General features: G+C 57.5%; 12 protein-coding genes. 8 read left to right on the top strand and 4 right to left on the bottom strand.

What is annotated here, in order from left to right:
* Positions 1-470 precede the first annotated feature (470 nt).
* Positions 471-1,499: a hypothetical protein gene (locus tag AAE027_RS12885; protein ID WP_370988372.1), complete on the top strand. Its 1,029-nt coding sequence runs from the start codon at positions 471-473 to the stop codon at positions 1,497-1,499.
* Positions 1,500-1,707: 208 nt separating this feature from the next.
* On the opposite strand, the gene AAE027_RS12880 is transcribed toward AAE027_RS12885, so the two are convergent.
* The gene (locus AAE027_RS12880; protein WP_370988371.1) at positions 1,708-1,971 is read right to left on the bottom strand and encodes a helix-turn-helix domain-containing protein; all 264 of its coding nucleotides are present in this window, start codon (positions 1,969-1,971) and stop codon (positions 1,708-1,710) included.
* Positions 1,972-2,505: 534 nt separating this feature from the next.
* The gene (locus AAE027_RS12875; protein WP_370988370.1) at positions 2,506-2,985 is read right to left on the bottom strand and encodes a redoxin domain-containing protein; all 480 of its coding nucleotides are present in this window, start codon (positions 2,983-2,985) and stop codon (positions 2,506-2,508) included.
* 710 nt (positions 2,986-3,695) lie between these two features.
* Here AAE027_RS12875 and AAE027_RS12870 point away from each other — a divergent pair.
* Positions 3,696-4,112, top strand: coding sequence for a cupin domain-containing protein (locus AAE027_RS12870; RefSeq protein WP_128956836.1), 417 nt, complete (start codon positions 3,696-3,698; stop codon positions 4,110-4,112).
* Between the two features lie 504 nt (positions 4,113-4,616).
* On the opposite strand, the gene AAE027_RS12865 is transcribed toward AAE027_RS12870, so the two are convergent.
* Both AAE027_RS12865 and AAE027_RS12860 read right to left on the bottom strand, forming a co-directional pair.
* Positions 4,617-5,150 carry a cytochrome b gene (locus AAE027_RS12865; RefSeq protein WP_370988369.1) on the bottom strand — a complete coding sequence of 178 codons (534 nt, stop codon included), beginning with the start codon at positions 5,148-5,150 and terminating at the stop codon, positions 4,617-4,619.
* An 87-nt stretch (positions 5,151-5,237) separates the two neighbouring features.
* Positions 5,238-5,447: a hypothetical protein gene (locus AAE027_RS12860; protein WP_128956834.1), complete on the bottom strand. Its 210-nt coding sequence runs from the start codon at positions 5,445-5,447 to the stop codon at positions 5,238-5,240.
* Between the two features lie 618 nt (positions 5,448-6,065).
* On the opposite strand from AAE027_RS12860, the gene AAE027_RS12855 reads away from it, so the two are divergent.
* The 6 genes from AAE027_RS12855 to hemC all read left to right on the top strand — a co-directional run bounded on the left by AAE027_RS12855 (position 6,066) and on the right by hemC (position 11,296).
* Positions 6,066-6,305, top strand: a complete 240-nt coding sequence (locus AAE027_RS12855; protein ID WP_370988368.1) for a hypothetical protein — start codon at positions 6,066-6,068, stop codon at positions 6,303-6,305.
* A gap of 21 nt (positions 6,306-6,326) precedes the next feature.
* The gene (locus tag AAE027_RS12850) at positions 6,327-7,727 is read left to right on the top strand and encodes a cbb3-type cytochrome c oxidase subunit I (RefSeq protein ID WP_370988367.1); all 1,401 of its coding nucleotides are present in this window, start codon (positions 6,327-6,329) and stop codon (positions 7,725-7,727) included.
* Positions 7,724-9,052: a cbb3-type cytochrome c oxidase subunit II gene (locus AAE027_RS12845; protein ID WP_370988366.1), complete on the top strand. Its 1,329-nt coding sequence runs from the start codon at positions 7,724-7,726 to the stop codon at positions 9,050-9,052. Before AAE027_RS12850 ends, AAE027_RS12845 begins: the two co-directional genes overlap by 4 nt.
* A 9-nt stretch (positions 9,053-9,061) precedes the next feature.
* Positions 9,062-9,304 (top strand): hypothetical protein, encoded by a 243-nt coding sequence (locus tag AAE027_RS12840; protein ID WP_128956830.1) that lies wholly within the window; start codon positions 9,062-9,064, stop codon positions 9,302-9,304.
* A gap of 13 nt (positions 9,305-9,317) precedes the next feature.
* On the top strand, positions 9,318-9,764 hold the full coding sequence (locus AAE027_RS12835) for a cytochrome C (protein WP_370988365.1): 447 nt from the start codon (positions 9,318-9,320) through the stop codon (positions 9,762-9,764).
* 596 nt (positions 9,765-10,360) lie between these two features.
* On the top strand, positions 10,361-11,296 hold the full coding sequence (gene hemC / locus AAE027_RS12830) for a hydroxymethylbilane synthase (protein WP_370988364.1): 936 nt from the start codon (positions 10,361-10,363) through the stop codon (positions 11,294-11,296).
* Positions 11,297-11,449: the final 153 nt, after the last annotated feature.

Genomic DNA, 11,449 nt, shown 5'->3' with positions numbered 1-11,449 from the left:
CAAAGACTCCTGAGCCGCGTTGAGGGGCAATGAACGGCGTCACGACACGCACACCGTTGCCGCGACTTCGGTCGCGAGCTCGAAGAGACGCTCATCAGTAACCTGCGCGAGTGACACGCACTACGAACAGTAAAGGTGAGCCATTCATCATGCGCATGAATAACTCAAATACATTTTAGCCGGCTAGCGGCTCATAGGCGAATTGGGCAGCTTGTGTGCTAAGATCCGCCGTTCTATCAGGACATTACTTGCCTTTGGCGGAAGCTTCGACTGACGCTACCTTCTCTTGCTATGACACCGGTCGAACATTCAAAAGCACAATGAAGACGGTGATTGATCGAAAGAGACACTCCACCCAGCAATGAACGATTGATCGGAACACCGATGCGCGACGCAGACAATACTCGAAGGCCCGCCTATCTCGGAAGTCGTCTCGAACCCGGTTTCTTAACCGTGACTCTGTAGGGTGGATGATGGACGCAATTGTTCGCAGTAGGCGTCTCGAGAAGCGCGATGGCTATGTCGCTCTTGCGCCGGCGGCGGCGGCGATTTGTTATCCATTTCTGCTCAATGCTTTCCATGCTATCGTCGGCACGCAAGCCGCAAGCCTGCCACCCGTCGCAATCGCCTGCGCGACCAGTGTTTTGGTCGTTGCGTTCGTGGTGCCGTTCCTCGGGATCGCTCTAGCTTGTCGACCAACGTCCGATCCCGGTTCAAGGCGCCTCGCCTATGCGAGCGTTGTGTCGCCGACGCTCTATGTTTTTCTCGGCGTTGTGCAAGCCCTAATCAAGAGCCCTATTCCCGATGAGGTCATCTGGTGCGCGATCTGGCTCGCAATCGCGAAATGGTCGCAGTCTGCACGAGGTCCGGCTGAATCAGCTGAGCCTGTGGTCGGAGGTTGGCGGGTTGTCCATGGAGTAACGGCCGTGGTCCTGAGCCTATATGTGGTGTTTCATCTAGCGAACCATCTGTTCGGCTTGATAGGTCCTGATGCGCACGCCGCAGTGATGAAGATCGGACGCGTGGTTTATCGCTCTGCCGTAGGTGAACCCTTGTTGGTTGCAACCATGCTTTTCCAGATAGGGACCGGCCTCCTTCTGGCGTGGCGGTGGAGCGCCTCGGCACATGACTTCCAGAGGACCTATCAGATCGCTTCGGGCGCCTATCTCTCAGTCTTCATTCTCGGCCACATGAATTCGGTCTTCGTCTACGCACGAAGCTTTCTCGGCATACCCACGGATTGGAACTTCGCGATCGGAGCTCCGACTGGGCTCATTCATGACGCTTGGAACATCCGTCTGCTCCCTCACTACGCGCTCGGCGTCTTCTTTGTCTTGAGCCACCTCGCTTCAGGATTAAGGGTGGTGCTGATCGCACACGGTGTCGATCAACGTACTGCCGGTCGACTTTGGGGTGTCTGCATCGCTATAAGCGCCGTCGTAGCATCAGCGATAATCGCCGGAATGTCTGGAATCAGAATCGGTGCATTCGCTTCGTGAGTTTCGACCACAAAACTGCCTGGCACACGCCTTTTTCAGCGAGGCCCGTGGAAACCATACGTCTCATCGTATGGCGCTGCCAAGCGATGACTACGATCCGGCGATCGCCGATGGGACCTGGCGGCGGAGAAGTCCCGACCCGCTTCCGTTTACGCTCCATCGCCCAGGTCATCAGCACTTGCGGTGCTGCAGCTACCCTATAGCCAATCTAAGGCGTGCTATCGCATTCTCCTACTGACGAGACGACCCGCTTCGGAAGATAGTGAAGAAAGGCAGTCGGTGGTATTTTCATTAACTGCCGGAAGGCAAACGAGAACGCGGCAACGCTGCTGAAGCCGACATCTGCCGCGACGCGCGAGATTGAACGCCCGACCGAGAGTTGATCGATCGCAAAAGCTATTCTTGCTCTTTGTCGCCAAGCCTTGAGGATCAATCCAGTTTCCATTGAGAAAATGCGGCTAATCCTGCTCATGAAGGATCAATCGAACGACAAGCTCGGCTTTCTCGGACGGTATATCGGGCGTAACGCGGTGAGCATCAATTATGAGTTAGCCCTTTGTGGGTATCGGCTTCGGCCTTTTCTAGACCCCGAACAAACACTGCGATGATGACGGCTGGATCCATAGAACGTAGCGCAGCTGCAAGTGGGATGAATGCTGCGGCTCGCTACGTCGGATGGTCGCTGGGTTCCGCCTTGGTTTCGCTGATCTTCGGACTAGCTAGGCGGAGATCATAGCACGATCTTTTGTTTGGTTGCAGGAATGACCTTCGCCCTGATGGGAGCTGCTAGCAGCAACGTTCGCCAACTTAGATAGCTTCCAAAACCGGAATGCCAGCACTTCGTCGAAAGTGTTGCCGTTATCTGACTAGGTGAGCCGCTGCAGACGTCGTGGCGGAACCCTAACCAACCGCGCAAAACATTCCTGAATCATGTCCCCGGCCAAGCGCCATCCAGACACGTGCGCCATCCATCGATCTTCCAGCTAATCCCGCTGCTTTGCTGCTTTCAATTTTTTGCCAAAGATTTGAGGTGGCGGACAAAACCGAGCACATCGTCGGGCATCAGACGGCCGATCGCGCGGGTCGAATAGACGGCCGTCACCACTTGGCCTTCGGGGTTCAAGACGAAGCCGGTTGCCTGGAGACAGACGGGATCGTCATTAACGAAGGCGCCGGACACCGCGGAAACCGCTCGCGCGTCAGCACCGTAAGCGACGGGGAAACCGATTTTGTGCTTTTCGACGAGCATTTCCGATTTTTCCCGGTCGTCTACCGATACCGAGACGACCTTGATGCCTTCACCGACGAATTTGTCTGCCGCTCGCGCGAAAGCGGCGAGCTGAGCGTTGCAGTACGGGCACCAGGAGCCACGATGGAATAAAACCACGCCAAACCAACCTGCAAGATCGGCAGGCAGGCTGATTTTTCCGCCCCCGACGCGAGCGAAGGTAAGAGATGGAAAGATGTCGCCGTTTTGCAGCATCATAATCGGCCTCACTGTTTGAACCGCAAGGCGCTCGAACCGCCCGCGGCTTCCTCAAGAACGGCCCCGCATCCGGTGACCAGGTCTCTTCGCTGATCCCATCTCCGGAAGGCGCGCCGATTCGATGAGGTCGTTGCTTCGCATAATCGAGCCGCCTAGCTTCTCAAGCCGACATTGTATGTCGGTCACAGGATCGAATTATACGACGTTAGCTAGGAGATTGACCAAAGGACGTCGGCAACGCAAAATTGATTCTCGCCATAAAATCAATAAACGATAGTTATAGTCAGTCGCGCAGTGCGCCCCCGAGCCAGATGCCAGTGGCCGCGTCTGCAGAAACTCGCCGCCTCGGCAATCGATCAACGTCCCAGCCTGCGGGAAACGGCCGCCTATCCACTCCTGAACTGGCATTGCATGGCGCCAATGACGTCATGTGTGGCATTGACGTGGCACACCTAATTCGCCAGGTGCGTGCGGCACGCGGGCTCCTCTCGCGTCGGACCTCATCAGCACAATGGACGCGTTGGAATGGAAACCATAACAGTCAGACATTTTCCCGTGAGGTGACGTCAGCTTAGCATCGCTCAAGCGAGCCTAACGTTCCACCACGAGTTTCAGATAACATTTGAAATAGCCAGTCTCGTGACGACCTCTTCCCGCCCGTTATACCGGATACGATCGTGATTTTCCTATCGAGGAAAAGGACAAAGCCCATGAAGATCCAATCCATTATCGTCCTTAGCGCCGCTCTCGCCTTCTCGATGACCGGCCCTATTTGCGCCCATGATAGCGGGGCGGAAACCGTCACGAAGAACTTCGAGGCGGCTATTCCCAATATCCCTGGCAAGTCACTGATTGCTGTGGAAGTCGATTACGCACCGGGCGCGGCCTCTCCGCCCCACACCCACGCGAAATCTGCTTTTATCTATGCATATGTGATCTCAGGCGCGATCGAGTCGAAGGTAAATGATAGCGAGACGCGCATCTATCGGGCCGGCGAGAGCTGGTCTGAATCTCCGGGTTCGCTCCACTCGATCAGCCGCAACGCGAGCAAGACCGAGCCGGCGAAGCTGCTCGCCCTGTTCGTCCTTGACACCAATGACAGCCCGCTCACCACTCCTACCAACTGACGCTTCAGACGCAGTGAGCAACGAACGTCCTCAAAAAGCTAACGATAGACGAGTACAATGCGTTCACTCGGTTCACCGGGCCTGCACCGCATCGAACGGATCTTAGCCATGCTCGCTAGCACACTCTACGACAAGCCAACTGCCCGCGCCGTCGAGGCTGCTTGCGGCAGGATCGGCAACCCCAACGCAGATCTTCCCGCGCTACGATTGCGCAAACTACTTGCGCGACGTCGAACAAACGAGCCTCAATGTCGCTAGACTTGATTGGGTAATCGGCAATTCGGCGACTCAAATTGCACCAGCTAACAACGGCGGTCTGAGGGCGACCTCGGCTTCCTGCAGGAGGCACGGACTTTGACATCATCTACCGTATTTGTGTCAGTGCGCTGTCGCGACGAACTCCTGTCAGTTGGAGCGGCAGCGCATGAGATTCAGTGAATTTTTCAAGCAAACATCGCCAATTTCAGAGGGAATACGGCTCTCCGCGGTACTCGGACTGATCATTCATGCACCGGGAATCATCGACTGAAACACTTCATCACGCAGATAAAAGTAGTGGAAGAGGGCCGCGGCTGTATGCACGCCGGCAACCCAGAGGATGGCGTTACCTAGCGTGGCATGTATTTCCATCATCAGATGACCCAGGCCATGCGCTTTCGTGATCTGCGGAGCGATGTCGAATCCGGGAAGAGTGACGGGAATCCCCTCAAGCCAGGTACCAAGCACGGCCGTTGTTGGAATCGCAATGAGGAACACATAAAGCACGAAGTGGACGAGCTGCGCGATCAGGGTCATCCATCGCGGCATCGGCTGCTTCGCTGGCGCGCTGTCGATCAGCCTCCATACCAACCGCAATACGACGACACTGAAAACAAGAACCCCGAGCGTCTCGTGAATCCTCCGGAGCCCGTCCGCGGAGGCGGAATAGAGCGAGTAGCCATCGCCACTGCTCAGCACATAGGCGACAAGAACCAGCATGACCGTCAGCCAATGGAACAATCGGGCGCCGGCGCCGTAGCGAGAAGAAGTGCTGCGCAAAGCGATTACCTAACTTGGAAACTCACCACCGCGGCTTCGCCTCTGGCTCCGGGCAGCGTCCCCCTGAAGATGATTTCGACGAGCTGCTCAGGAAAGGGCCAGTCTCGCCACACCGATCAGGTTGCTGGCGCACCGAGGCGTGCCGCCGGCCTCCCTGCGCACGTTGCCCGCCGCGGCGAATGCGGCGACGACGAGGACATAAAGCCTCTCCTGGACGGCGGTGTTCAGCGTTGCTCCGAAGCGCGCTGAACTCTTGACGGCATTGGCGTCGGTCGCTCGCATCTGTCGTTCCATCATCGAAACCTCCGCGAGCCGACCGAATTCATCGAGAAGCAGGCGCTATCAGGTTGCCATTTTCTTGCCGGCTGAGTTGGCCAGAGACATGGATCGCATCACCGACCTCAAACTGTTGTCTTTCATATCGACCCTCGTTGCTTTTCGCGCTGGTCGCGTCTCGTTGGCGGCATTTAGTATTTGAATGACGATGGTTGAAGAATGACCCTGCAACTGCGCCGAGTGAAATCACCTTTCGCCATAGAGTCGATAGACGATCGTTATTGCCGCCTCCGCGGTGTGACGACGCCATAGCGTGGAATGCCTGCAGGCGCATATCCAAGCGACTGGCCCTCGCGCCTTTGGACAAATCGAGTTTTGCTCGTTCCATAGCGACGCCCGCTTACCCTTGTCGCAACCTAGGCGATCAGCGTAGGGCAACCTGGATCTCTGGAGATGCGACGGGTGGCATTCCTCACTACGACGCTGTTGGTCGGCGATAACGATCGTATATCGACTCTATGTCGAAAGGTGATTTCCCTTGGCGGGCCTTGCAAGCTCATTCTCCAACGCGTCGTCATACCGCAGCTTTCAAATGACGTCACCAACACGCGATCAGATCGAGAAGCCAGGAGGCTCGATATGCAAAGCAACGGCGTAAACCCGGCTTCAGTAAGTGGTAAAGCCGCCGATTTCGGCGAACCATGGGAAGATGGCTACCGGTACGTAACGGCGGACAGGATCGGCGAAACGATCCATTTTTCCGACCAGCTCAGCTACAAAAATAAGGACAAAGTGATCGCGCCGGATTCTCCCGATAAAGCCGGCCCGGTTGCAAGGCCGCTGACGTCACGCTTTTGGTGCGCCTCAGGGCAACGCTGAACAACGTCGTCGAGGAGACGGATGATGTCCGATAGCGCTGCAGCCATTCCACTTCGCGCGCTCCCTCCGGATGACCGTGTTTTGGCACGGGTGCTCGCGGCGTACGTGGCCTCGGCAACAATCTGGCTTGTATTCGCCACGGCCGTGGGGCTCCTCGTCAGCTTCAAATTCGCTTACCCGGATTTCGCGACCACGCCAGCGCTGTCGTTCGGTCGGCTGCGCGCGATACACACCAGCGGAACATTTTATGCCTGGGCGAGCCAGGCGCTGATTGGGCTTGCGCTGTTTGTCGCCGCGCGCAGTTCTGGCGCAAGGCTCTACAGCGAGCGCCTCGCATGGATCAGTCTTGCGCTCCTCAATGTCGCCGCCGTGCTGGGCACGGTCACACTCGATCTCGGCTTCACCTACGGCCAGGAGTATCGCGAATGGCTGTGGTGGATTCGCGTAATCCTTGGACTCGGCTTGATCACCGCGGTCTGGAATATGATCGCCACTGTCGAGCGCCGGGATGGCGAGCATATCTATATTTCTAACTGGTATACTACCGGGGGCACGCTGTGGACGATTGTTATGGTCGTGGTGTCGATGTTGCCCTGGTATCAGTACGGACTGGGTCAGGTCGCGGTACAGGCCTTCTTCATGCATAACGCCGTCGGACTATGGTTCACACCTCTATCGCTCGGTGTGTCCTACTATGCGCTGCCGAAGCTCCTGAACCGGCCGATCTATTCATATTCTCTCGGCGTCTTTGCATTCTGGACCAATCTCATCTTCTATCCGATCATCGGCGCTCATCATTTTGAATTCAGTCCACTACCATGGTGGCTGCAGACTACGGCCATCGTCTTCAGTGTGGCCATGCTGGTTCCAGTGCTGAGCGGCACCGCAAACTTCCTTCTCACCTTCCGGGGGACTCACGAATGGATATATCGCTCGCCCGCGATTTTCATCCTCGTCGGCGTCTACGGCTATCTACTGGGTTCGATACAAGGCACATTCGAGGCGTTTCGCTCGCTGCAGCAGCTTTGGCATCTGACCAATTACACGGTAGGGCACTCGCACCTGACGATGTATGGCTTCGTCACTTTCGCGATCTGGGGCGGCATCTATGCGCTGTTGCCGCGCGCCACTGGCAAGTATCCCTACAACCTGGCCATGGGTATACATTTCTGGCTGTCCGCCGTCGGCGTTGTCATATACGTTGCGGCGCTATCGGCCGCCGGCACCGTTCAGGGGCTCGATTGGTTTCGAGGACTCACCTTCATCCAGTCGGTCGAAGATGCCGCGCCATACTGGCTGTGGCGCTCCGTCGGCGGCTCGCTGATGTTCGCCGGCCATCTTGTCTTCGCTTTCAACATCTGGACAATGACCTACGGTAGGTCCTGCACCGAGCTTGCGGCAGCCAAGACGGTGCCGGCATGAACAGGACATTGGCCATTTCTGGCGGTTCAACGCTGATCTACACTGGACTGGCGATTCTTATGGGCGTGCTGCCGGGGATCTGGCTGTCGAAGGTGCCACCGACGCCGGGCCTTAAGCCACTAACCCCGATTGAGGCGCGGGGTCGAGATGTCTATGTCTCCGAAGGCTGCTTCTATTGCCATACCCAGCAAGTACGCCCGCTCTCCGGAGATAAGCCGTTTGGCCGCCCGTCTGCGCCCGGCGATTATGCCTACCAGACTACGGAATTACTAGGTTCGGAGCGCACTGGTCCAGACTTGAGCAATATCGGTAAGCGGCAGTCGAGTAGCATATGGCAGTACATCCATCTCTATCAACCGCGTGCAGTTGTACCGCAATCGATCATGCCGGCCTTCCCCTGGCTGTTCAGGATTGTGGACAAACTACCTCCAGGAGAGAAAGCGGTGCCATTGCCGCCCCAGTTCGCGCCAGGCGGTACCGTCATCCCCAACGACGACGGCAAGGCGCTCGTAGCCTATTTGTTGTCGCTGAAGCAGCCCCCGCTCGTTCCGACGCAGTCCCGCGCCGCGACTGAGAGTCCTTCGAGCGGGTCCCCGGGGTTTGACGCCATCAAGGGTGCCGCATTGTTCGCCGACAACTGCGCATCCTGCCATGGCGCGGAAGGCAAGGGTGTGCCGGGAACGTTTCCGCCGCTCGCCGGAGATCCGGTGGTTAACGACGCCGATCCGACGGCACATATTGGCGCTGTGCTGCACGGACTTGGCGGGCGGGTAATCAATGGCCAGAGCTATGAAGCGCAAATGCCGGCGTTTGCCGATCAATTGTCTGATCAGCAGATCGCTGACATCATCAATCACGAGCGATCCTCGTGGGGCAATCGGGGTGCCTTAATCAGTGCGGCTGATGTCGTCGCGGCCCGCGCCAACGAACCACTGCAGAAGCAAGCAACGACGCCGAAGCAGGTCTCGCCAGTAGCGCCCCCGGCACCGACGTTCGATGCTGCGGAAGGATCGAAGCTCTTCGCCGACAACTGCGGCGCATGTCACGGCGCCGAGGGCAAAGGCGTTCCTGGCACATTTCCGCCGCTTGCAGGCGATCCGGTCGTTAATGCCGCTGACCCTGCCGAACACATCACCACCATGCTGCGCGGCCTTAGCGGTAAGGCAATCGACGGCCAGAAGTACGAAATAGAGATGCCGCCGTTCGCTGACCGGCTGTCTGATCAGCAGATCGCCGATATCATCAATCACGAGCGCACGTCATGGGGTAACCACGGGCCGTTGGTGACGCCTGCCGAGATCACGAAGCTCCGCGCTGAAAAATAGGAGGCGACGATGACCGATACGATTACCGCCTGGATTCTCTCGGCGCTTGGCTACCTCTGCACTGCGCCTTCGATCGCTGGTGGCGCTGGCGGTCCTAGTCTTGCCGGACCACTACTCGGCAATGCGCTGGTGGCGGGTGGGGCCGGCCTCGTGACACTTAGCTGCATCGTGGCGGCGGTGTGGATGCTGGTCACCCCCGGCGAACGGGATCCCGATCATCCAAAATATCGCGTCCTGCATGCCGACCGTTAGAGGAATGCAACACGTGCCCGATCCGCGCATCCGCATCTATCTCGACGAAGCGACCGATCCCGTTACCGATCAGCGGCCACCGGCGCAGATAGCGCTCGACACCAAGAGCCTTGCCGACGGCGAACACGGCCTGCGCATCGAAGCCCAGGACGCCACTGGCCAAGTCGGCGTCCGACGCCTTCGGTTCCAGGTCCGCAATGGGCCCGGGATCACACTCAGCGGGCTCGGTGATGGGGCCGTCGTTCACGGTACGCTGCGCTTCATGGTCAACGCGTTTGGAGCCGAAGAACCATTCGAGCCGCACCGGGCAGAATCGCCCTCGCCAATCCCTGTTTGGGTTTGGGTGCTAAGCCTGCTGATCGTTGCTTGGACCGCCTGGTATGTCGCGACGCTTTGGAACGTTCCCGCGAACTACGCCAAAACCCCGACCTATTCCGCGTCAATGAATCCATTCAAATAGCGCGCCGTTAGAAAAGCGAGCTTAACAATGAGGGGCTTCGCCCCAGCATCAGGAATCAAGCGCACATGCCACGCACCATAGTCAACAAGCACGGCTTCCCCGGCGTCAGGAAGCGGTCGGACTTTGCTAGGCGGCGAAAACCCTACTACGCCCGCATCAGCAATGGTTGCGAAAACTTCATCTATAGCAAGAACTTCGCGACGGCCGAGGAGGCCGCTGCGGAATATCAGCGAATGAGGGCTGAAAAGTCATCGCCCCTATCGTCGAAGGATTACCGGTGAGCATCCTGCCCGAAGTGACCACCCCGGCGCCACTGGCCCATCCGGGTTTCCGCGACTCCGAGCGAATATGCGCGTTCACGACACAGTGCGTGGAGGTGACTAGAAAGCGACGCGATCCAATCGAGCGGCATCGGCTCTTGATCATGGAGGCTCTCCCTTGGCTTGGCATAATGGCCACAGGTTTTTTCGATCACCGTCCTACTACCTTTATCGCTTCGTTATGAACACAAGTGACGGCAGCCCACATGAAGCCCTCCAGGTCGATCCCTTCGCAGCGCTAGAAGTCGGCGCTACACAACAATCAGAGCCTTGATCATGGAAATTCGCCTCGGCACCAGGCGAAGTGATTTGGCCCGCTGGCAAGCCAGTCACGTCGCCGCTCTTATTCATGGCGTCGAGCCGGCCGCTGAGGTAAGACTCGTTTTCACAAGTTCGGTTGGCGATAGAGATCGACGGTCGTCCTTTCAACAGTTTGGCGGCATCGGAGCATTCACGAAGGAGAGCGAAGACGCGCTTACGCACAAAGAAGTTGACTTGGTCGTTCACTCTCTCAAGGATCTTCCGACCAGATTGCAGCCCGGTTTGGTATTGGCGGCCGTTCCCAAAAGAGCGGATCCTCGTGACACAATTTGTGGCGTTACATTAGCTCAGCTACGACCAGGGCTGCGCGTCGGCACTGGATCAATTCGCCGCAAAGCGCAACTTCTCGCTCTTTGCACTGGTCTGGATGTTCGACCCATCCGTGGAAACGTTTTTCCAAGGCTTTGTAAGGCAAAGAACCGAGAGGGAATAGACGCTACTCTATTGGCAGCGGCGGGGTTGTCACGGCTAGGATTGCTACATGAGGCCTCACAGATACTAGACTCGAATGTTTTCCCGTATGCAGTCGGCCAAGGCGCCCTCGCGGTCGAAGCTCGCGAAGAAGATACCGCACTCATAGCACTGCTTCAAAAGATTGAAGATCGGAAATCGCGCACCGAAGTAGACGCAGAGCGCGCATTGATGAGAAGTCTCGATGCGGGCTGCAGCTTACCGCTCGGGGTTTCTGTCAGATGGGTCGCCGGGACATTAACGCTTCGAGGACAGGTGACTCATCCAGATGGCCACACGAAGATTGCTGATGAATGCGTTGGGACGGCCGATCAAGCCGACGCAATAGGCACACGTCTCGGAGACAAACTTCTTCAGCGAGGTGCGGAGGAGATATTGAAGGCTGTGCCTAGCATCATGGAAGAGCAAAGGCCACTCTGAATTCGATACCTGGCATGACGAAGGACTTCGGGTCTTTGGACACCGCATGCGATTTCGGCGCGACCAGTTGCAAAGCCTGCAACCTGGCCCACCAACGAAACGCAGGGCTGGCGGCGGCGTTTTGCTGCCCAGCGCGCGCGAGCACTCCTCCGC

It is taken from the genome of Bradyrhizobium sp. DN3 (assembly GCF_041357655.1).
Classification (GTDB): Bacteria; Pseudomonadota; Alphaproteobacteria; order Rhizobiales; family Xanthobacteraceae; genus Bradyrhizobium.
The sequence above is the reverse complement of the archived record's forward strand: the minus strand, read 5'-3'. Positions and strand labels throughout refer to the sequence as shown.